General features: G+C 72.9%; 22 protein-coding genes. 12 read left to right on the top strand and 10 right to left on the bottom strand.

Annotated features, from left to right (window positions below):
* Positions 1 to 130: 130 nt before the first annotated feature.
* Genes IF89_RS0120475 through IF89_RS0120465 form a run of 3 tightly spaced genes read right to left on the bottom strand, consistent with a single transcriptional unit; the run spans position 131 to position 3,630 of the window.
* On the bottom strand, positions 131 to 1,690 hold the full coding sequence (locus IF89_RS0120475) for an FAD-dependent oxidoreductase (RefSeq protein ID WP_030769936.1): 1,560 nt from the start codon (positions 1,688 to 1,690) through the stop codon (positions 131 to 133).
* Complete coding sequence (locus IF89_RS0120470; RefSeq protein ID WP_030769933.1) at positions 1,687 to 2,406, bottom strand: class I SAM-dependent methyltransferase; 720 nt, start codon at positions 2,404 to 2,406, stop codon at positions 1,687 to 1,689. Before IF89_RS0120470 ends, IF89_RS0120475 begins: the two co-directional genes overlap by 4 nt.
* A gap of 39 nt (positions 2,407 to 2,445) precedes the next feature.
* The gene (locus IF89_RS0120465; RefSeq protein WP_030769931.1) at positions 2,446 to 3,630 is read right to left on the bottom strand and encodes a lycopene cyclase family protein; all 1,185 of its coding nucleotides are present in this window, start codon (positions 3,628 to 3,630) and stop codon (positions 2,446 to 2,448) included.
* A gap of 217 nt (positions 3,631 to 3,847) precedes the next feature.
* Here IF89_RS0120465 and IF89_RS0120460 point away from each other — a divergent pair, with 217 nt between their 5' ends.
* From IF89_RS0120460 to IF89_RS0120435, 6 genes are all read left to right on the top strand, one after another.
* Positions 3,848 to 5,200 carry a polyprenyl synthetase family protein gene (locus tag IF89_RS0120460; RefSeq protein WP_051807333.1) on the top strand — a complete coding sequence of 451 codons (1,353 nt, stop codon included), beginning with the start codon at positions 3,848 to 3,850 and terminating at the stop codon, positions 5,198 to 5,200.
* On the top strand, positions 5,197 to 6,744 hold the full coding sequence (gene crtI / locus IF89_RS0120455) for a phytoene desaturase family protein (RefSeq protein WP_030769925.1): 1,548 nt from the start codon (positions 5,197 to 5,199) through the stop codon (positions 6,742 to 6,744). Before IF89_RS0120460 ends, crtI begins: the two co-directional genes overlap by 4 nt.
* On the top strand, positions 6,741 to 7,826 hold the full coding sequence (locus tag IF89_RS0120450) for a phytoene/squalene synthase family protein (protein WP_051807331.1): 1,086 nt from the start codon (positions 6,741 to 6,743) through the stop codon (positions 7,824 to 7,826). Before crtI ends, IF89_RS0120450 begins: the two co-directional genes overlap by 4 nt.
* Positions 7,823 to 8,848: a DUF5914 domain-containing protein gene (locus tag IF89_RS0120445; protein WP_030769917.1), complete on the top strand. Its 1,026-nt coding sequence runs from the start codon at positions 7,823 to 7,825 to the stop codon at positions 8,846 to 8,848. Before IF89_RS0120450 ends, IF89_RS0120445 begins: the two co-directional genes overlap by 4 nt.
* 122 nt (positions 8,849 to 8,970) lie before the next feature.
* Positions 8,971 to 9,951: an L-threonylcarbamoyladenylate synthase gene (locus IF89_RS0120440; protein WP_030769914.1), complete on the top strand. Its 981-nt coding sequence runs from the start codon at positions 8,971 to 8,973 to the stop codon at positions 9,949 to 9,951.
* A 161-nt stretch (positions 9,952 to 10,112) separates the two neighbouring features.
* Positions 10,113 to 11,156: an aldo/keto reductase gene (locus tag IF89_RS0120435; protein ID WP_030769911.1), complete on the top strand. Its 1,044-nt coding sequence runs from the start codon at positions 10,113 to 10,115 to the stop codon at positions 11,154 to 11,156.
* A gap of 52 nt (positions 11,157 to 11,208) precedes the next feature.
* On the opposite strand, the gene IF89_RS0120430 is transcribed toward IF89_RS0120435, so the two are convergent.
* Positions 11,209 to 11,832, bottom strand: a complete 624-nt coding sequence (locus tag IF89_RS0120430; RefSeq protein ID WP_030769908.1) for a TetR family transcriptional regulator — start codon at positions 11,830 to 11,832, stop codon at positions 11,209 to 11,211.
* A gap of 98 nt (positions 11,833 to 11,930) precedes the next feature.
* Here IF89_RS0120430 and IF89_RS0120425 point away from each other — a divergent pair, with 98 nt between their 5' ends.
* The 3 genes from IF89_RS0120425 (at position 11,931) to IF89_RS0120415 (ending at position 12,886) form a co-directional block, all read left to right on the top strand.
* The gene (locus IF89_RS0120425; protein ID WP_030769905.1) at positions 11,931 to 12,116 is read left to right on the top strand and encodes a hypothetical protein; all 186 of its coding nucleotides are present in this window, start codon (positions 11,931 to 11,933) and stop codon (positions 12,114 to 12,116) included.
* Entirely contained in the window at positions 12,113 to 12,394 is a 282-nt protein-coding gene (locus tag IF89_RS0120420) for a hypothetical protein (RefSeq protein WP_030769901.1), read from the top strand. The genes IF89_RS0120425 and IF89_RS0120420 overlap by 4 nt, the downstream gene beginning before the upstream one ends.
* Before the next feature lie 159 nt (positions 12,395 to 12,553).
* Complete coding sequence (locus IF89_RS0120415) at positions 12,554 to 12,886, top strand: hypothetical protein (RefSeq protein ID WP_030769899.1); 333 nt, start codon at positions 12,554 to 12,556, stop codon at positions 12,884 to 12,886.
* 72 nt (positions 12,887 to 12,958) lie between these two features.
* Here the strand turns inward: IF89_RS0120415 and IF89_RS0120410 are convergent, their stop codons facing one another.
* Positions 12,959 to 13,306 carry a hypothetical protein gene (locus IF89_RS0120410; protein ID WP_051807328.1) on the bottom strand — a complete coding sequence of 116 codons (348 nt, stop codon included), beginning with the start codon at positions 13,304 to 13,306 and terminating at the stop codon, positions 12,959 to 12,961.
* Positions 13,307 to 13,833: 527 nt separating this feature from the next.
* Between IF89_RS0120410 and IF89_RS0120405 the strand changes: the two genes are divergently transcribed.
* Positions 13,834 to 14,154 (top strand): STAS domain-containing protein, encoded by a 321-nt coding sequence (locus IF89_RS0120405; RefSeq protein ID WP_051807326.1) that lies wholly within the window; start codon positions 13,834 to 13,836, stop codon positions 14,152 to 14,154.
* Positions 14,155 to 14,249: 95 nt separating this feature from the next.
* The gene (locus IF89_RS0120400; RefSeq protein ID WP_051807324.1) at positions 14,250 to 14,609 is read left to right on the top strand and encodes an ATP-binding protein; all 360 of its coding nucleotides are present in this window, start codon (positions 14,250 to 14,252) and stop codon (positions 14,607 to 14,609) included.
* A 57-nt stretch (positions 14,610 to 14,666) separates the two neighbouring features.
* Here the strand turns inward: IF89_RS0120400 and IF89_RS0120395 are convergent, their stop codons facing one another.
* Positions 14,667 to 15,122, bottom strand: a complete 456-nt coding sequence (locus IF89_RS0120395; RefSeq protein WP_199820531.1) for an RICIN domain-containing protein — start codon at positions 15,120 to 15,122, stop codon at positions 14,667 to 14,669.
* 166 nt (positions 15,123 to 15,288) lie between these two features.
* The gene (locus IF89_RS0120390) at positions 15,289 to 16,287 is read right to left on the bottom strand and encodes an AraC family transcriptional regulator (RefSeq protein WP_030769891.1); all 999 of its coding nucleotides are present in this window, start codon (positions 16,285 to 16,287) and stop codon (positions 15,289 to 15,291) included.
* Positions 16,288 to 16,675: 388 nt separating this feature from the next.
* Between IF89_RS0120390 and IF89_RS0120385 the strand changes: the two genes are divergently transcribed.
* On the top strand, positions 16,676 to 17,002 hold the full coding sequence (locus IF89_RS0120385; protein WP_030769888.1) for a hypothetical protein: 327 nt from the start codon (positions 16,676 to 16,678) through the stop codon (positions 17,000 to 17,002).
* Positions 17,003 to 17,341: 339 nt separating this feature from the next.
* Here the strand turns inward: IF89_RS0120385 and IF89_RS0120375 are convergent, their stop codons facing one another.
* The 3 genes from IF89_RS0120375 to IF89_RS0120360 all read right to left on the bottom strand — a co-directional run bounded on the left by IF89_RS0120375 (position 17,342) and on the right by IF89_RS0120360 (position 20,460).
* Entirely contained in the window at positions 17,342 to 17,611 is a 270-nt protein-coding gene (locus IF89_RS0120375; protein WP_234327824.1) for a hypothetical protein, read from the bottom strand.
* Positions 17,612 to 18,409: 798 nt separating this feature from the next.
* Positions 18,410 to 19,390: a GNAT family N-acetyltransferase gene (locus tag IF89_RS0120365; protein WP_030769883.1), complete on the bottom strand. Its 981-nt coding sequence runs from the start codon at positions 19,388 to 19,390 to the stop codon at positions 18,410 to 18,412.
* 713 nt (positions 19,391 to 20,103) lie between these two features.
* Positions 20,104 to 20,460 carry a hypothetical protein gene (locus IF89_RS0120360; RefSeq protein ID WP_030769880.1) on the bottom strand — a complete coding sequence of 119 codons (357 nt, stop codon included), beginning with the start codon at positions 20,458 to 20,460 and terminating at the stop codon, positions 20,104 to 20,106.
* Between the last annotated feature and the right edge of the window lie 219 nt (positions 20,461 to 20,679).

The raw sequence follows: 20,679 nt of genomic DNA, 5'->3' as shown, positions 1-20,679 counted from the left end.
CTCCGCGACCTGACGGGGGTGCGCGCACCCCCGCTGCGGCCCAGGGTACGGACACCGTCCTGTGCGAGTCCTTGTCGGCTCCGTTGCGTCCGGTGCGCCGGAAACGCCCTGCGCCGGCGGGGCCGGCGGGTCAGCGTACTGCCGCCCACTGCGCCGCCCTGCGCAGGACGGCCCCCCGGCCCCCGTCCGGGACGGTCCACAGGGCCTGTCCCCGGATGCCCCAGCGCCGCAGGAGGGCGTTCGCGGCGAGGAAGCCGGTCGTGGCCGCGCGTTCCATCAGGGCCACCGGGAGGTCGGTGCGCACTGCGTCGCCCGCCACCACGAGGGCGGGGTCGGAAGTGCGGACGGTGGGGCGGTCGGCGTACCCGCCCACCGGGAACAGGGGGCAGTCCTCCCGCCATTCGTGGCGGACGTCGACGACCGTGGCGGATCGGGTCTCCGGGTACACCCGGTGCAGTTGCTCCGTCAGGTGCCGCTCCTCGGCCGTGCGGTCGGCCGGCGGGTCGACCGCGTAGGCGTGGAGTTCCACGACGGATCCCCCGGTGCGTGCCGCCCAGCGGGCGGACTCGTCCTCCCAGCGCTCCAGGACGCTGATGTTGTCGAGACCGCCGAAGCCGCTCGTGCCCAGGAATCCGGGGCGGTCGGCGGCGACGGGCCGGTCCAGCCACAGGCGGGTCACCAGGAAGGGCGGGGCGGGGCGCAGCCGCGCCACCCGCTGCCGCCAGGCCGGGTCGCCCAGCCGTTCGGAGCGGGCGGCCAGGGAGCGCAGACCGGCGGCGTCCAGGGCGAGGACCACGGCGTCGTAGTGGCGCTCGTCGTGCTCCCCCACCACGTCGAACCCGCCGTCGCGGGCGGGTGCGACGTGCTCGACGGGGCTGGCGGTGCGCACGTCGGCGGCGTGTCGTTCCAGGTAGCGGGCCAGCGGTTCCCACAGCGCCGCCGGATACGGTGAACGGGGTACGTCGAACAGCAGTCCCTCGGCGGATCCGAGGAAGTAGATGTGGAACATCAGCGCCATCTCGGCGGCCGACAGCTGTCGCGGGTCGGCGAAGAAGCTCCGGGAGAACACCTCGAACGCCAGATGGCGGGCGCGTGCCGGGAAGCGGATGGCCTCCAGGAAGTCATGGGCGCTGATGTCGTCGAGGCGGTGGTACACGTCGGGGACGCGGACGTCGAACAGCGGGAGCGCGCGCAGCGGGTCCATGGCGGGAAGGTCGCGCATCCGGAACGAGGGGCTGAGCGCGGCGAAGCCGACCGCACTCCACGGCGGGGTGCGCGGCACGCGCCGGAAGCTGTCGCGCAGCCCGTCGGCGTGCACCAGCGGGTAGTCGGGGAGGCCGGACAGGCGTGCCAGGGCGGGGTCGGTGCGTCGGAGCAGGCCCCGCAGGTTGTAGTACTGCCGGAAGAACGCGTGGAAGCCGCGGCTCATCGTCACGGTGCTGCCGTCGCGCAGCCGGGTGGGCCAGCCGCCCGCCCGTCCGCCGAGGTAGGGCTCGCGTTCGTACAGTGTCACCGTCACTCCGCGTTCGGCCAGTGCGGTGGCGGCGGCCAGGCCGGCGATCCCGCCGCCGATCACGGCGACGGTGTGCCGGCCCGCGGCGTGCCGGGTCCCCTGGTGGGCGGGCAGGACGCGGGCCCGGCGGTCCCGGCCGCGGCGCGCGGCGGACCGGTGGTGCGCGGGGCCGGTCATCGGGGGTCCTGCGTGCGGGAGGCCACGAAGGTGTGGGTGATGCCCGTCTGCCAGCCCGGCAGGGGCAGGGTGCGGACCCGATCGAATCCGGCGCGGCGGATCCGGCCGGCGAAGCGGTCGGCACGGTCGAAGTGGACGACGCTGCGCCACAGGTGACGGTACAGCGGCCCGTCGCCGAGCAGGGTCGCGGCCGGCTGGACGATGCCCCGGCACACCAGGGTCCACACCGCCCGGTCGGCGCGCCGTCCGCTGAGGCTGTACTCGTGGACCCCGAGCCGCCCGCCCGGTCGCAGCACGTCTCGGACGGTGCGCAGGACGGCGTCGGGGTCGGAGACGTTGCGGAAGAGGTAGGCGGCGAACACCGCGTCGAAGGGCCCGTCGACCCCCGCGTGCGGCAGGTGCTCGGCCGGGGCATGCACGAAGCGCACGCCGTCCGCCCACGGTTTGGCGGCGGCCCTGGCCAGCATGCCCGCCGAGGCGTCGACGGCCGTGATGTCGGCGCCCGGGAGGACGGCTCGGATCGCGGCGGTCGAGGCTCCGGTGCCGCAGCCGAGGTCCAGGACGCGCAGCCCCTCCCCCTGGCCGGGCAGGCCGAGGCGGCGCACCGAGCGCCGCAGGTGCGCGTGGTAGCCGGGATTCGCGGCCACCAGGGCGTCGTAACTGCGGGACGCGTGGTCGAACGCGGCGGCGAGGTCCTCGTCGCGCAGCAGGGTCATACGGTCTCCAGGGATGGTCGGGCGGGATGGCAGGCAGGTTCAGGTGGCGCGGCGGGGCAGGCCGGGCAGCTCGGCGGCGGACCGCAGCATGGGGCCGGCGGGTGCGTGCCGGCCGACGGCGAGGTCCTCGAAGAGGTTGGTGCGCCCGTCGAGGAAGCGCAGCAGCCGGGGCGCCGGTACGCGGGTGAACAGTCGGCAGAACAGGTCGGGGCCGTCGACGCGGCCGGTGGCCAGGGCGCGCAGGAGGACGGCGTCCATGGTGCGGGCCCGTACGGAGTGCGCGGCCGGAGGTACGGGCCTGCGGCCCTGCCGCAGCGCTGCGGCGACGGCGCGGGTCTGGCGCTGGAGCCCGGCGAAGGTGTACCCGGTGGACGGGCGGGTCGCCCCGCCGGCGGCGCCGATCCGGAACACCGAGCTACCGACCCGGCGGGGCACAGGGGCGTCGGTCATGGGGATGACGCCGGTTTCGGTCGCCAGGATCTCCACGTCGCCGAGGTGCAGTACGTCCGCCGTGTAGTGCCGCAGGGCGGTCTCGTAGCCGTCGGCCGTCAGGACGTGCGGGGAGAACTCCGTGTATTCGACGAGGGCTTCATGGGGCCCGGTGGGCAGTATGTAGCCGAAGGAGAGTCCGGAGGCGGGCTGCGGTGTCCGGAAGTCCATCAGTTCCGCCGTCCCGGGGTCGAAGGCGGGGCGGGCCGTACGGACGAACCAGCCGTGGAAGTGCTGGAGCAGCGTCGTGCGGGCGGCCGGGAGACTGCCCAGGGGGCGCGAGTCGAACACCCACCGGGCCGCCAGCGTTCGGGACCGGCCGCCGGCTGCGGTCATGAGTACGTGCGCCCCGGCCGGGACCTCCTCGACCGCGTCCACGGCGGCCTCCAGGCGCCGGACGTTGGGGCTGTCGCGGAGGTCCCGGGAGACCAGGGACTCGAAGTCGTCGGAGCGGATCATCTTGTAGCGCAACGGCGTGATGTCCGCGTCGACGGCGGGGCCGGAGGGCGGCCGTACCCGCAGGCGGTGCCACTGCGAGCGGACGGCGGCGTCGAAGCGGCCGCGGCCGGACTCCCAGAAGCACCACGTGCGCGGGCCCGGACGCAGCGGGCCGGGCGGGGCGTCGACCAGGACCACGGACGGGGTGAGGGCTCCGGGCACCTCTCCGCTCAGCCGGTGGGCCAGCGACAACCCGGCGGCCCCCGCCCCGATGACCGCGACGTCCGCCTTCAGCACGGCTGCTCCCTCCATCCGGTCCGCGGGCACTTCCCGCGTAAGGATTCCTGTCCCGGGGCCGGTTCGGATGCGCTCTGCGCCCACGGGTCACCTGGTCGGCCGCGTCCGCACGAGGCATTCATGCATGAATCGGGCATCCGCGCGGAGCCGCATCCGTAGGACGGGGAAGGACCGAAGACCCGAGACAGCGATCCGTACCGCGACGAAAGGAACCGGGATGCACCCGATTCAGGCGAAGGACCTCTCTGCGGCCGCGCCGTCGCCCGTCCCCCGCCTGGCAGCTCCCCCGGACTCCCCGGCCCGGGCGGAGTGGGGGGACTCCCCCGCGGGGCACGACACGCCGGCGCACGAGGCCGTGGCGGACGCCGGGGCCGGGGCGGAAGCACGGGCGAAGGCCGAGGCGGAGGCCGAGGCCGTCGACGCGGACGTGTCCGCCGCGGTCGGCCACGTGCTGGAGCAGGTCCTCGCCGACCGGCTCGCACGGGCCGGTGTGCTGGACGCCCTCTTCGCCGCCGAACTGGCCGAGCGGGTGGCACGCTTCACCTGCGAAGGCGGCAAGCGGACCCGCTCGCAGCTGCTGTGGTGGTCGATGCGCGCCTGCGGCGGAGGCGACGCGCCCACCGTTGCCGCGACCCTGCGGATCGGGGCCGCCCTGGAACTGCTCCAGACCTGCGCCCTGGTCCATGACGACCTGATGGACGGATCGGCCCTGCGTCGCGGCCGACCGACCCTGCACGCCGCCCTGCAGGCGCGCTACGACACTGCAGCCCCCGCGGCCCGCACGGCCCGCTTCGGGGAGGCGGCCGCGGTGCTGGCCGGCGATCTGGCACTGGCGTGGGCCGATGACCTGATGGCGGAGACGGCACCCGAACCGGCGGCGCAGCGGGCGCCCGCGGCGGCGGCGATAGTGCGCAGGGTGTGGAGCGACATGCGCACCGAGATGGTGGCCGGTCAGTTCCTCGATCTGCAAGGCCAGTTGACCGGTTCGCGTTCGCAGGCGCAGGCGCTGCGCGCCGCCCAGCTCAAGAGCGCCCTGTACTCGGTTCAGCGGCCCCTCGCACTGGGCGCGGCCATGGCGGGCGCGGACGGCCGCACCACACGCGCGCTGTGTTCCGCAGGGCGTTGCGTGGGCATGGCCTTCCAACTGCGCGACGACCTCGACGACGTCTTCGGCGACCCCCGCCGCACGGGCAAGAGCTGCGGGGACGACATCCGCAACGGGAAGCCGACCTACCTGGCCGCGCTGGCGGTGGCACGCGCCGAGGCGGCCGGCGACCGGACGGCCACGGCCGTGCTGGAACGGGCTCTCGGTGACGAGGACTTGAGCCACGAGGGGCTGGACGAGGTACGGGAGGTCCTCGTGCGGACGGGTGCCCGGCACGCGGTCGAGACGAAGATCGACCGGCTGTCGGCCCGAGGACTGCGCCACTTCGAGGGCGCCCTCCCCGACACCGGCGCCAAGGCGCGCCTGCGGGACCTGCTGACCGCCGCGGCGACCTCCCGCGACCAGGCGGGCCGGCGCGACCACGCCGGTCCGGAGGGCTTCGCCGCTGCGGAGGCCGGACGGTGACCCGCACCGTGATCGGCCGCACCGACCACGTGGTGGTCGTCGGCGCCGGTCTCGCCGGCCTGTCGGCGGCCCTCCACCTGCTCGGCGCCGGACGCCGGGTGACCGTCGTGGAGCGTGACGCCCTGCCGGGCGGGCGTGCGGGCCGCCTCGACCTCAACGGCTACCGGATCGACACCGGCCCCACCGTCCTGACCATGCCCGACCTCGCCGACGAGGCCTTCGCAGCGGTCGGCGACAGCCTTCACCGGCGGGTGGAGCTGATTCCGCTCCACCCGGCCTACCGGGCGTCGTTCGCCGACGGCAGCACGCTGGACGTGCACACCGACGGCGGGGCGATGGCGGCGGAGGTCGAACGGTTCGCCGGTGCCGGGGAGGCGGCCGGCTACCTGCGGCTGCGCACCTGGCTGGAGCGGCTCCACCGGGCGCAGATGCACCGCTTCATCGACGCGAACTTCGACTCCCCCCTCGGCCTGCTCAACGCCGACCTCGCCCGGCTGGCCGCCCTCGGCGGCTTCGGCCGGCTGGACCGGCGCATCGGCCGCTTCCTCAACGACGAGCGCCTGCAACGGGTCTTCACCTTCCAGGCCCTGTACGCGGGTGTGCCGCCGGCCCGCGCACTCGCCGCGTACGCCGTCATCGCGTACATGGACACGGTGGCCGGGGTGTACTTCCCGCGCGGCGGCATGCACGCCCTGCCGCAGGCCATGGCGGACGCGGCCGCCGACGCCGGCGCCGAACTCCGGTTCGGTGAGCCGGTGACCCGGCTGGAACGCTCCGGCGAGCGGATCACCGCCGTCGTCACCGCGAAGGACCGCATCCCCTGCGACGCCGTCGTCCTCACCCCGGACCTGGCCGTCACCTACCGGCTGCTCGGCCGCCGACCCGGCAGGCCGGTGCGGCTGCGGCACTCGCCCTCGGCCGTCGTGCTCCATGCGGGCACGCACCGTACGTGGCCGCACCTGGCCCATCACACGATCTCCTTCGGCGCCGCCTGGCGGACCACCTTCGACGAACTGACCCGGCAGGGACGGCTGATGACTGATCCGTCGCTGCTCATCACCCGGCCGACGGCGACCGACCCCACCCTCGCCCCACCGGGCCGCCACCTGCACTACATCCTCGCCCCCTGCCCGAACACCCGGATCGGGCCCGGCGGCGCGGCCTGGGGAGAACTGGGCCCCCGCTACCGCGACGACCTCCTGCGGGAGTTGGAGCGGCGTGGCCTCGACGGCATCGAGGCGGCCATCGAGGACGAGTCCCTGGTCACCCCCGCGCACTGGTCGGGCCAGGGCCACGCCGCCGGCACCCCGTTCTCGGTGGCCCACACCTTCCTGCAGACGGGGCCGTTCCGGCCCCGCAACCTCGTCCGGGGCACCCGCAACGCCGTCCTCGCGGGCTGCGGCACCACCCCAGGCGTGGGCGTGCCCACCGTGCTGGTGTCGGGGAAGTTGGCGGCAGCCCGGATCACCGGCACGGGCAGGCGCGGCCCGGGCACGGGCACGGGCCGACGCCCCTCCACCGACAGCAAGGGAGCGACCCGATGACCGCACGCGAACTCGACGCTGCGGGCATCACCGACCCGGTGCTCCGCGCGGCCTACCACCGGTGCCGGGAGCTCAACGCGGCACACGGGAAGACGTACTTCCTCGCCACCCGTCTGCTCCCCGCCGCGCACCGGCCCGCTGTGCACGCCCTGTACGGCTTCGCCCGGTGGGCCGACGACATCGTGGACTCGCTGGACCCCGCCGTCGACGACACGCTGCGCGGGACGCGCCTGGCGGCGCTCCATCAGCGCCTGGACAGCGGACTGCGCGAGCACAACAGCAGCGAACCGGTGGTGCTGGCCCTCGCCGACACCGCCCGCCGGTATTCCATCGACCACCGCCACTTCCGCGACTTCATGACGGCGATGCGCTCCGACGTCACGGTGACGGACTACCCGACCTACGCCGACCTGCGCGCCTACATGCACGGCTCGGCCGCGGTGATCGGTCTGCAGATGCTGCCGGTGCTGGGCACGGTGGTGCCGCGCGAGGAGGCCGAGCCGCACGCGGCAGCGCTCGGTGTCGCCTTCCAGCTCACCAACTTCCTCCGGGACGTCGGCGAGGACCTCGATCGCGGACGCGTCTACCTGCCGGCCGACCTGCTCGCCGCGCACGGAGCCGACCGGGAGCTGCTGCGCCGCTGCCGGGACAGCGGCCGGCAGGACGCCCGCGTCGTGGCCGCCCTGAGGGAGTTCGAGGCGCACACGCGCCGTGTCTACCGCGAGGCGCTGCCCGGTCTGGCGATGCTGGACCCCGTCTCCCGGCCCTGCATCCGCACCGCCTACGTCCTGTACGGGAGCATCCTGGACGCCGTCGCCCGGGACGGGTACGCCGTACTGCACCGCCGCGCCGTGGTCCCACGCCGCAGCCGTGCCGCGGTGGCGGCGGACGGGCTCGTCCGGCTCGCGGCGGCCAGGCTGCGCCACCGGCGGCGGTCCGCTCCGGCGCCCCCGCCGGCCCCCTCGCGCTCCACTCCCCCCACTCCGTCGCCCTCCCGTCCCTCCTGCGCCACTCCCCCGCCCGCCGCTGAACAGGCCCGGTCGAACCCGACGGCTGCCCCGGCCCTGAAGGAGAACGCGTGAACCGCCAACCGTCCGGCCGGGGCCGGCCCCGGTCCCGGTCCCCGCTCCCGCTGTCGTTGCGCCGCAAGCCCGTCCCGTGGGACCGGCAGCGGCCGACCTGGCGGGACGCGAGGCCGAGCCTCATCGCATCGGCGCTGAAGCGGGCACAGGCCCGCCCGTCGGGCAACTGGTACGTGGTGGGGGCGGCCTCGGACCTGGACGACAGCCGTCCCCTGGCCCGTACGGTCGCCGGCCGGGAGGTGGTGGTCTGGCGCGGCAGCGGCGGACGACTGCAAGCGGGTCCCGGCGTCTGCCCCCATCTTGGGGCGCCCCTCGCCGACAGCCCGGTCCGGTGCGGGACGCTGGTGTGCCATTGGCACGGACTGGCCCTCGACGGGTCCGCCTTCGGGGGCTGGGAGCCCTTCCCCGCCTTCGACGACGGCGTCCTCCTGTGGGTGCGCCTGGACGAGGTCGGCGGGGAGGAACCGCTGGAGGCCCCCGTCGTACCGGAGCGCCCCTCCCCCGCGCACGCGCTCAGCGCCGTCTACGAGGGCACCGGCGTCTGCGAACCCGAGGACGTGATCGCCAACCGGCTCGACCCCTGGCACGGCGCCTGGCTCCACCCCTACTCCTTCGTCGACCTGACGGTGCTCGGGTCACCCGGCGGTGTCGACAGCCCGGACCGGCTCGACGTCGAAGTCTCCTTCAAGGTGGCGGGCCGGCTCGTGGTGCCGGTGCGTGCGACGTTCACCGCGCCGGGACCCCGTACCGTCATCATGCGGATCACCGAAGGGGAGGGCGCGGGATCGACGGTGGAGACCCATGCGACGCCGCTCGCACCCGATGAGCGGGGGCGTCCCCGCACGGCGGTGATCGAAGCCGTCGTGGCCGCCTCCGACCGCCCGGGCTTCGCCTTCGTACGCCGAGCCGCCCCGCTCCTGCGTCCGCTGATGCGCACGACGGCGGCCCGGCTGTGGCGCGACGACCTCGCCTACGCGGAGCGGCGGTGGCAGCTCCGATCGACGGCCCGCTTCCCGGGCTGACCCCACGGCCCGGCGGCACGGGCAGCCGTCCGGCTCCGCCCGCGCACGGGCGGCGCCCCGGTGCTCGGCCCGGGGGCCGGACTGGTCCGGACGGCGGGCGGGAGCGTGGGAGAATCACACGGGTGACGGCAACAACCAGTGACATCGAGAAGGCGGCCGACGTGCTGCGCAGCGGGGGGCTGGTGGCCCTCCCGACCGAGACCGTCTACGGTCTCGGCGCGAACGCCGAGGACCCCGCCGCTGTCGGGCGCATCTTCCGGGCCAAGGGGCGCCCGCCCACGCATCCGCTGATCGTCCACCTCGCCGCCGCGGAGCAGCTGGACGACTGGGTCGAGGACGTGCCCGCGACGGCGCGACTGCTGGCCGAGCACTTCTGGCCCGGCCCGCTGACCCTGGTCCTGCGGCGTGGCCGCCGGGTCCCCCTGGAGGCGACCGGCGGCCTGGAGACCGTGGCGGTGCGCGTGCCCGACCACCCCGTGGCCCTCGCGCTGCTGGAGGCCTTCGGCGGCGGAGTCACGGCCCCGTCGGCGAACCGCTTCGGTTCGGTCAGCCCGACCACGGCCGACCACGTGCGTGCGGAGCTGGGTGACGCCGTCGACTTCGTCCTTGACGGGGGCCCCTGCGAGGTCGGTGTCGAGTCGACCATCGTCGACGCCACGGGCGGGACCGCGGCCATCCTGCGGCCCGGCGGGGTCACCCGTGAGGACCTCGAAGCAGTGCTCGGCCGTCCGCCGGCGGTCCCGTCCGCGAGCCCCGTCCGGGTGCCCGGCCAGCACCCGTCCCATTACGCGCCGCGCGCACGGGTGGTCCTCGTGGAGCCGGAGAAGGTCGCCGCCGAAGCGGAGCTCGCGCAGGAGCTGGGGCACCGGGTCGGCGTGCTCCTGCCGCCCTCCCCCGCCGGTACGACGGTCGGGGCGCACGCCGTGGTGCCCCTGCCGGACTCCCCGGCCGCCTACGCCCGCGGCCTCTACGGCTACCTGCGTCGGCTGGACGAGCAGGGTTGCGACCTGATCATCGCCTCCCTGCCGGCCGAAGAAGGCCTCGGCCTCGCGATCGCCAACCGCCTCCGCCGCGCGGCAGGACCCCGACCCGCGGCACAGTGAGCGGCGGCGGCGACGGCGTGTGACCGGACCGTCCGGACCCCCTCGCCGACGGGACGGAGCCGGCGCTCCGCAACCGCGCGGTGCGCGGCCCGGCAGATCGCGGCCGGGTCGCGGCCTTGCGGTGGAGTGCGCTCCAACTCGTAGGGTCCGGCGGTATGACGATGCGATACAGGTTCCTGGGCGGGACCGGGCTCGAAGTGAGTGTGCAGTGCCTGGGCACGATGATGTTCGGGGCGGTCGGCAACCCCGACCACGAGGACTGCGTACGGATCATCCATGCGGCCCTGGACGCCGGCATCAACTTCGTGGACACCGCGGACATGTACTCGGCCGGCGAGTCCGAGGTCATCGTGGGCAAGGCGCTGCGCGGGAAGCACCGCGAGGACGTGGTCCTGGCGACCAAGGGGCACTTCCCGATGGGCGGGGGACGCAACCGCGGCGGCAACTCGCGGCGCTGGCTGACCCGGGCGGTGGAGGACAGCCTCACCCGGCTGGGCACCGACGTGATCGACCTCTATCAGGTGCACCGGCCGGACCCGAGGACCGACATCGAGGAGACCCTCGGTGTGCTGGGCGATCTGGTGCGGGCGGGCAAGATCCGGGCCTTCGGCTGCTCGACCTTCCCGGCCGAGGAGCTCGCCGAGGCCCACCACGCGGCCGAGCGGCGCGGCCTGCCGCGGTTCCGGACCGAGCAGCCGCCGTACTCGATCCTGGCGCGCGGGGTGGAGAAGGACGTCCTGCCGCTGGCGCGGCGGTACGGCATGGGGGTGCTGACGTGGAGTCCGCTCGCCTCGGGATTCCTCAGCGGGAGGTACCGGGCCGGTCAGGAGGTCGACCTGGGCCGCGGACGGGCGGCGCTGACGCCGGCGCGGTTCGACCCGGCCGTTCCGGGAAACGCGGCGAAGCTGGCGGCCGCCGGCGAACTGATGGATCTGGCGGCCGAGTTCGGCTGCTCCCTTCCCGAACTGGCCGTTGCCTTCCCGCTCGTGCACCCCGCGGTCACCTCCGTGATCGTCGGGCCGCGGACCATGGAGCAGTTGGAGGCGCTGCTGAAGGGGGTGTCCGTGGTGCCGGACGACGCGACGCTGGACCGGATCGACGAGATCGTGCCACCGGGCACCAACCTGTACCAGCCGGACGGTGCCTGGCGGCCGGTCGCGCTGACCGATCCGGCGCTGCGCCGTCGAGCCGTCGGGGACCGCTGAGGCAGGGCGGTGCCGGGCCGGACGGGCGGGGCGGGCGTTTTCGGTGTCCGGCTCACGCCGTCCAGTGCAGGCGCCCGAGGTGGATGAGGCGGAGCTGGCCGAGGGCGGTACGGGTGGCGGCGGTCCAGTCCTCACCGCGGAGCGAGGCGGCGAGGTACGCCGACGCCGTCATGAACATGTGGTCCACCAGCAGCCGCGACAGCATCGTCACGTCCTCCCCGCGCCAGCCCGCACTCACGGGGTCGGCCCCGAGGGCGTCGGATATCTCCTCGGCGAACACGTCGAGTTGTCCCGCGATCGCCTCGCGCACCGCCGGCACGCCGCCGTGGCGCTCGCGCACCAGGAAGCGGACGTGCGCGGGCCGGTCGCGCACCAGCTCGGCGACGAGGCGTACCGCGGCCTCGCCGCGCCGCTCGGGGTCGCCGGTGGCGGCGAGGATGTCCCGTACGGTGGCGTGCAGACTGGCCAGCGCTTCTTCGACCAGCGCGGTGCCCAGCTCGTCCATGCTCCGGAAGTGCCGGTAGAAGGCGGTGGGAGCGACGCCCGCGGCCCGGGTGACCTCCCTGAGCCCGAGGCTCCCGAGGCTGCGCTCCTCCAACTGCGACAGGGCCGCGTCGAGGAGGGCGCGGCGCGTGCGGCGGCGCTGGGCTTCGCGGACCCCGGTGGAAGCACTCATGAGCGAAGTCAACCCCGTCACACTTGTACGCCGCCAGCATGAGGCCGACTGAACCGGGTAGTCAGCGAACAACTGTTACCTGAAAGGAAGGACGTCTCATGCTCTTCCTCGTAGGCGCACTGCTGGTGCTCGGCGTCATCCTCGGCGCCGTCGCCCACCTCCCCGCACCCGTCGCCGCGGCCGCCGGCCTCGGCATCGCCCTGTGGCTCGGCCTCTTCGCCGCCCGCGAACGCCTGTCGGGCCGGCACCGGACGGCCGGGCCCGGACACGGAGGTCCGCGATGAACGCGCGCACGTCCACCGGCGTGCGCACCCGTACCCGGTCCCGTACCCGAGACGCCGATGCGATGGCGGTCACCGCGTTCGTCCTGGGCCTGGTGGGCCTGCTCGTGATGAACCTGGTGCTCGGCCCCGTGGCCATCGTCCTCGGCTCCCTCGCCCTGCACCGGCGTACGACCCGCCCCGGCCGCGCCCGCCTGGCCGTCGCCCTCGGCATCACCGACGTCCTGGTCCTCCTCTGCCTCGTCACCGCCGACGGCACGTGGTCCTGGAGCATGACCTGATCACAAGCCGGGGCGCCCCACCGCGGGGCCCTGCTGCGGCACGGAAGCCGGCGCTCTGCCCGCGCCCGGTGGGGCCGCTCGCCCATATGGCTCGATCACGCCTGCGCAATGCCGGGGCCGGGGACGACAATCAGGACATACGCCGACCAGGAGGCCGTCATGGCAGCAGACGCCCACTCCGCCGCCACGCACGTCCCCGTACAGCTCACGGGTGACGAGGGCTGTGCCCGCGTGGTGTTCACCGGCCGACTCGCCGCGGGTGACGTTCTGCACTTGGAGCAGCTGCTCGGGGACCCGCGACTGGCTCTGGCCCGGACGTGGCTCTGGGACATGACCGGCCTCGTCCAGCTGGACCTGATCTGTGCGTACGCCCTGCTCCGCGCCATCCGGAGGACGGCGACCGGCCCCGTGCGCATCTGCGGCGCTCGTCGAGCCGTGGGGCGGACGCTGCGGATCGCCGGAGTGGGCGCGGTCGCGGTGATCCAGGACTGACCCTCGGGGCCGCCGCCCGGCGTCCGGCGGGTTTCCGGCCCCCGGCCCTGGCGCCTTCCGCGCGCCGCCGCGTCAGGAGGCGCGGTGCCAGCGTCGTTGTTCGCGCGTCCTGCGCCTGATCACGTACAGGTCCGCCAACGCCACGAGGGCCAGCAGGAAGCAGCCGACGGCGAGGGCCGTGCAGACGCCCTGCGGCGGGCCCGCGGCGGTGGACGCCCGGAATCCCAGGACGAGCAGGAGGACGCCGGTCAGCACGAAGACCGGCGCGAAGACGAGGGAGAGCAGGCGGCGCAGCCGCAGATCGCTGCGGGCCCAACGGGGTTCGCTGCCGTCGTGCCGCCAGCGGGCGGCTGCGGCGCGCGCCTGCCGGTCGGCAGCGCGCCCGCTGCGGTGGTGCCACTGTCGGTGATGGGATGCCATGGCCATCTCCCCCGCTGTCGAAGGACCGGCGTGCCGGGCAAGCCGCACGGGCATGCGTCCCCGGATCGGGCACCTGCCCGCGTCGGGGCCCCTCACACCAGGGAGGGGCCGGTACCGGCCCGGGCACAGGGCGGTCGCGTCGCCCTTCGGCGGGCCCGCGGTGGAGGCGTCGCGGACGGCGCCGACCGGCGTGCCGGCGGCGTGCGCGGGCCGGATCCGGCCACCTCCTGCCGCGCTGCGCGGGAAGGTGACACGCTCCAAGGGCCACCAGCCTGGTCCGGTGGGAGACCCTGCGCTACCGAGTGGTCACCATGAGCGCCCGTGAACGGGCGGGTTGTCCCGCTCGCTCATGCGCGGCCATGACCGGATGTGGCCGCCGGGGACGTTCATCGACTCGTGCGGCGCCGACGGTCTTGGGGGCCTCGGTCCGTCCGGCGAACGTGTGATCTTCGTTTCGTGGCTTACGGCGCGTGCCGGCGTCCCGTACGGTCACACGGGTCAGATCCGCTCATGATCCAGGAGGCAGCGTGATCGCGCCCCAGGTGACGGTCAGGACCGAGGCCGACGGTGTGCGGGTGGTGGTCTGCTCCGGCGAGTTCGACCTGGACACCACGGGACTTCTGGTGGACGCCTGTGATTCCGGCCCCGTGCCGCCCGGCCTCCTCGTCGTCGATGTCCGTCAGGTCGCGTTCGGCGACTCCAGCTTCCTCAACGCCCTGATCCGGCTGCGCAACGGCCACCCCCTGCTCCTGCAGGGACCGCTCCCGAAACAGCTGCACAGGGTGATGCAGATGACGGGCACGTTGCCCCTGTTCGAGATCCGCGACGCCGTCGAGCGCGCCGGATGAACCGCTGTACGGTGCGGGGGCGGAATCTCTTGCTGCGCCTGGGGCAGGCGAGGGGCATGAGGCTCCGATCCATCACGCCGGATACGCCGACCGGGATGAATTGTGCACAGGCCAGGGACACCGCCCGCGGGGTCCTGGCCGAGCACGACGCACCCCCGGACCTGATCGCCGACGTGCTGACGGTGGTGAGCGAGCTCGTCTCCAACGCCGTGCGGCACGCCGGCGGGGTCACGGGCTTCCGGATCACCGCTCGGGCCGGTCAGGTCGTCATCGAGGTGTCCGACCGCTCGGCTCTCCTGCCGCACCTGCGACCGCCGTCCCCGCACACGCCCGGCGGTTTCGGATGGCGGGTGGTGAAGACACTCGCGCCGAGCACCTTCGTCCGCTCCCACCGCGACGGCAAGACCGTCATCGCGACCCTGCCGACCGACCCGGGACGGCCTCCCGGCCCGTGACCCGACCCCGGAGCGGGGTCAGCGGCCGCGGGCCGGGATGGGTCCCGGCTGCGGGGATCAGCTCCACTTCTGGTAGCTGCCGGAGTTCGAAGGACGCGTGTACACGCTCTTGGCTGCGTTGCTGTCCAGGTAGTAGCCGGTGGCGACGTTCTTCAGCCGGTAGCTGCCCCCGCTGGAGGTGATGGCCCACTTCTGGTAGCTGCCGCCGTTGCAGGAGTGGGTGTAGACGCTCTGCGCGGCGTTGCTGTCCAGGCAGTAGCCGGTGGCCTGGTTCTTCAGCGTGTAGCCGCCGCTGACGGCCGTGACCGTCCACTTCTGGTAGGCGCCGGTGTTGCAGCCGTGGGTGTAGACGCTCCTCGCGGCGTTGCTGTCGAGGCAGAAGCCGGTGGCGACGTTCTTGAACTGCTCGGTCCCCGGCACGGCCGCCTGCGCGGGCGCGGACAGGGCGACGACGCCGGCACCGGCCATGGCCACGGACGTCAGGGCGGTGGCGAGAGACTTTCGGGTGAACACGGTGTTTCCTTTCGTCTGCTGATCGGCTTGCCGTGCCGACGCGGAGCGCGGAGCGCTCCGGGAGACGCGGCCCGCACAGGATTGCCCGGCCGGCGCACGCCCGGCTATCCACCTCCGGCAGGCCCGCGCGCACCTTTTCGGATAGCGCCGGCCGCGGGAGTCGGCGTCAACCGGAGCGCCGTCCGTTGCGCACCGTCTGCGAGGGCGTCTCCCCGTACGCGGCGCGGTAGTGGCCGGTGAACCGGCCGAGGTGGGTGAAGCCCCAACGCAGCGCCACGTCGGTGACGTTGCCCGGAGCCCGCCCCTCGGCCACGGCCGTCAGGTCGCGGCGCACCCCGTTCAGCCGGACGTCGCGCAGGTATGCCAGTGGAGTGGTCTGCAGATGCCGCCGGAACCCCTCGCGCAGGCTCCGCACGCCGACACCGGCCGCCCGGGCCATGTCGGCCACCGATATCGGCTCGTGCGCGTTCTCGGCGCAGAATTCCTGGGCGCGGCGGACGGCGCGCGGAACGGCAGCGGTTCCCCGGCCCGCCGCGGCCCCGCTGTACGTGTGGGGCTGTACGTCGAGCAGCCCCTGGAGCAGGAGTTGCTCGAAGTGCCCCTTGGCCAGGGGCGAGCGGGCCGCGAGGCCGGAGTCGGTGAAAGCGGCGAACTGCCTCACCAGGTCCAGCCAGGCCCGGACCGGGGCCGCCCGGCTCTGGAGGACCGGCTCGAAGGACAGTGGGCCCCGCGGCGGCTCGCCGATCCTGTCGGCGAGCGCCTGGTCGACGGCGGCCCGCGGAAGGATCAGGATGCGGTTGACGCTGTCCTGGTTCCAGCCCATCGACACCGTCTGTCCCGGCCCCACGACGCTGAGGGCGCAGGAGAGCCGCCTGCCGTCGACGGTGAGCGCGCCATCACCGGCGAGCGGGATGTGCACGTTGTAGAAGTCCAGCGGTCCGGCGGGCGTGACGTCGACGTCGGCGCCGTACCCGAGTTCGTAGAGCCCGACCGCCCCTTCGTGCACGCACCGGAAACGGCCGTCGAGGCCGTGGCCGTCGCGGACCCTCATCCGGTGCGGCGCGAACCTCGTACTGATCAGTTCATGCAGCTCCTCCACGTTGCTCCCCCGGAAGAGGACTCCCCCGTCACGCCCGCTCCCCTCGCAGGCCCTGCGCATGCGCATGCTCGCCACGACTCCCCCCGTTCGTCGGCCAACCTGCCTATCCTTACACGCAGTTGATGCACATCCGTCCGCATGTCCGGACGTCTGCGGGTCTCTGTCCTGATCTCCTTCCCGGCTTGCCGGCTGCGACATCACACTGGTGTGCGTGCAGGAACCTGGTTTCGCCCCGTGCCCCCGCGGACTATCGGGCAGCGCCCCGCGGCAGTGAACACACCCCCGGCCCGCCCCCTCCTTCTGCTTCGTGCGCACAGGGGTAAGTCAGCGCAGCCACCACCCGCCGAACCGGTAATGACCTGCAAGAACAGCCACCGGGCACCGGCTGACCTTCCCCCTCGTGTTCCCCACCAGTGCCCCCGCCAGCTTCCCTGTCAGATTCCCCCACCACGGTATGAGGCCCTCACTTCCGACGGGATCGCTACCGCCTCACATCGGAAAGCCGCCGCCGGCCCAATGGCGCCGCAGCCAGCCCCAGCACTACGCCGACACCCGCACCACGAGCTCACCGCCCGCCGGCGCCGGCAACCGCGCCGGCTCCCGCCGCGGCACCTCCTACACCGGCGACCCCCGCCTCACACTCGCCCGCCAGGTCCTCGCCGAACACCCCGACGAGCGCCCCACACGGCACATCGAACGCCTCCACCAGTTCATGCCCGGGTCCTCCGCCAGCACTTGGACCAAGATCCTCCAGGCCGCCCGCCAACCCGAACAGGACTGACCCCTGTGCCGACCTGCCCCCGCTGCGGCAGCCTCTCGACCAGCTCGAACCTCACCCGGTCCCGCACCACCACTGCGCGGAACCTGCCCATCTGCAACCCCTGCGGCACCGACGAGGCCGTACGCGACCACACCGGACAAGCCCTCATCCCACCCACCGACTGGCCCATCAAACACTGACACCCGCGAAAGCCCGGGCGCCTTCTCGTGGTGCCCCACACCGGTGCCGCCATGTCACTTACTCGACCCGCCAGTTACCCGATACCGTCCACGTGGCGAGGTCGCCATCTGCAGCGCGTCGCGCCCCGTCGCGCCCTGAAGGGCCCCCTGAGCTTGTTCTTCATCTTCGGCGGCCTGCGGCTGGGTCGGGCGGGCCCATGAAGGCGTCGAGGTCTTCGATGATGTTGCGGAGCTCGCGGGCTCCGCCAGGCGACATGGCTCGGATCACGCCGTCGAGTAGGGCACGGCCTTCGAGCGGGTTGCCGCAGCAGTACCAGTGCACGTTGCCGAACTCGTCGTCGTGCCAGAGCTCGCGCTCGGGGCGGCGAACGTAGTCCTTCCACAGGCGCAATGCAGCGCTGGTGTCCCCCGGCTGGAGGTAGTTCCGCATGCGTTCAAGGCGAACGATCTCGGACAGGGCTCGCGGGGAGAGGCGGTCGATGGCCGGCCTTGAGCGTTGTGAGTGGTGCCGGTCCGGAATGCTGGCCCGGATGCGTCCTGGCCGTCTACGCGGCATGGACCTTTCGGTTGGTCGTCATGCCGCACATGGTGCCACGATCCCAAGACGGGCTGGTTGCTGCCCGCTACTCGCCTCGACGGCCCCTCCGCCCTCCGGGAAGCGGGGCCGTCGGTGTCCAATTCCCGGCGAAACGTGATGAGCACTTCAAAATTTCGAACCTCGATAAATGCCCAGGTGGCGCAAATTCACGCAGCGATATCCAGCCCCCGCCGCCTCGGGGCCTGCACAGCGTCAGGTCAGGCCGGCGGAGACGTTCTCATCCCAGTCGTCATCACGCTGCATGTAGCCGAGCAGGGCGGGAGTGGCGGGCCCAGCCGCCCCGGTCGGCGATGGCGATGACGTCGTTCCCCTTCCGGCGGCCGGTGGAGGCGAGGCCGATGCGCACGGAGTGACCGGTCAAGGAAATCGGCACCCCGGCCCGGGCGGAGATGCGCTTGACGGCGCGGGTGACGGAGTCGGGGACCAGGCCGCCGGTGATGTGGCCGTGCCGGTCGAGACAGACGAAGACCGGGATGGAGGGGTCGGTCCAGCGCGGGCCGTAATCTGCGGCCAGGCGCTCGCGGTAGCCGGTGTAGGTACGGACCGGGCAGTCTCCGGGTCAAACCAGGTGCACGGCGTCATCCGCGACGGGGGCACCTAGCGTTGCCCGTGCCTCTACTCCTGCCGACGCTACGACTTCGGGAAGCGATAGCGGTAGTTCAGGTGAGTATGGGCCCACGAGACGCGAGCGTCGATCAAGCGAGTGAGTTTGTAGCCCACGGGGGTGAAGCCGTGGCCGCGCGAGAAGGCATCGCTGACGAGGTTCGCAGACGACCACTCGGTGCCACAGGTGGCAAACCCCTGGTCGGCCGCCCAGCTCAGCACGCCGGACAGCAACGCGGTGCCCACACCCTTGGATCGGGCGGATGCGGTCACGACGGCCATGCCGACCGTCGCTGTGGATCGGTACCTGGGGTCCGGGCCGGCCTGCATCATCCCCGTGAGACGCCCATGTTCCTCGGCTACGAGGAGTAGTCGGCGTTCATCGATGAAAGCGGTCCGAAAGCCGTCCTGGATGGAGCGGAGGTCGGCAAGCGCGGGCCGAAGGTTTGGCGTCCCTGCGTGGAACTGCTGTAACTCCACGGTCAGCCGGAGCAAGTCCTCCATGTCCCCGGCCTCGGCCTCGCGCAGTTGCACTCTCTCCGCGGTTGCGATCAGGGGTGAAGCAGGCCGAAGGCCCTTGACCTGGTCGATGCCGAAGCCGAGCTCGAAGAGAGAGGTGATGACGCCGCTGTGGGCGGCGGAGACCGCGATGGTGTGCTCGAACCCGCCCATTGCGGTGAGGCGGTCGGCCAGGGACGCGTAGAGGCGGCGGTAGACCTCGCGTTGTCCCCGCTGCACGGAAGCGTGCTGATGCATGCGTATGCGTGAGTGCTGGTGCCCGAAACCTTCCTCCAGCGTGGCCGACATGAAGCCGACGAGTGTGCCGTCGTCCACGGCGGCCACGGCCGGCCCTGTGCCTTGCCACGCCGCCACGAGGCGTCGGCTCGCGTCGACATCGGAGAGGTCCAATGCGCTCCGTGCCTCGCCGGCCGGCGGATGTGCACCGGCGAGCAGCAGCGCCGCCGGTTCCACGAAGAGTCCCTCGAACGGGACGACATCCAGTCCCATTCCCACCTCCCTGTCTTCCTCGGGGCCGCCACGAAACTGAGGCAACGTCACACCGTATGGGAGAACCGGCAAGACAGTGTTCCCGTATTGATCTCTCACCTCAAGAGAGTGACCCCATCCCCTGGGAATAGCCCCTCTACAGCAACAACAGGCAACATCCGACTGCCTCACACACCACCACCCCAGAACCGAGGGAACGCAAGCCCCGCTCACGAGTTTCGCGGGAGGACCTGCCTGACGAGGTGTTCCCCGTCCCAGGTGCGTTCTCGTTCGGACGAGCCTCAGCGTCGCAGCAGGATCCGGACAAGATCGTCCGTGGCAGGACGTCGTCTGGGTCACCTCGCCCAGGTAGTCTCCAGCAGCACCCCCACCGCACTGTGCGTATCTCAGGTCGAATCACCGTTCGTCGGACGTTGCTCCGCGCGGGAGGGGGTGTCTCCCGGGCCGTGGGCGGGCCAGGAGGTGGTGTGGTTTCGCGCGGGCTCCGCACCTGCCCCACGCCACGCCCCGAGGTCGCGGACGGCCTGGGGGCCTCCGTGACGAAGCGCGGCAGCGGAGCCGGGCGGAGGCTTCAGCCGACGCCGGAGCGGGAGGGGCGGCGGGCCACTCGCTGCAGTGACCGGGTGCGGGCACGCGTACGGGGGCGGCAGCCCGGTGGCTGCCGCCCCCACACCTGCGCCGTCTGACCGGCGGTGGTCTCAAGGGGTCTGGTTTCAGAGGCGGTTCGACAGGTTGCCGTAGTAGCCGCCGACCTGGCGGTGGTACTCATCGTTGCCGAGGTGCTTGTCCTTCTCGAATTCCGGAGCCGCCTTGATCTGCTCCTTGGTCCAGCCGACGTAGATCTTCTCCTCCCGCGCGTCAACCCGGTCGATCGTGCCCGCCGGCAGAAGAACCTCCTTGCCGAAGATCCACGGGCCGGTGTCGACCACGATGTACGACGAGCCGACCTCGTCGGAGTGCTTGTCCACCTTCCCGATGGAGCCGTCGGCCGCCTCGACCTTGTAACCCGTCAGGTCGGCTCCGACCGTACGGCCGGACGTCTCGCGGTAACCCCATACATTCTCGGTCATAGCAACAATCCCTCCACGTCATCTTCTCGGAGCACGAGCCCCCAATCCCACGGGCCGCGCCGCCGTCGCACTCGCCTGCCCCGAAAGGCTCAGCCAAACCAGGCCGCCGCCGGATCTCCGGGGGGGTGTCTCTATGTCCTTCGTCAAGGACGTGGTGGTGGGTGGGTGTCTGGGCTGGTTATGCGGCGAGGGTGACGGCGGGGGATCTGGACTCGTAGA

This window comes from Streptomyces sp. NRRL F-2664 (genome assembly GCF_000719345.1).
In the GTDB taxonomy this organism is placed as follows: Bacteria; Actinomycetota; Actinomycetes; order Streptomycetales; family Streptomycetaceae; genus Streptomyces.
The sequence above is the reverse complement of the archived record's forward strand: the minus strand, read 5'-3'. Positions and strand labels throughout refer to the sequence as shown.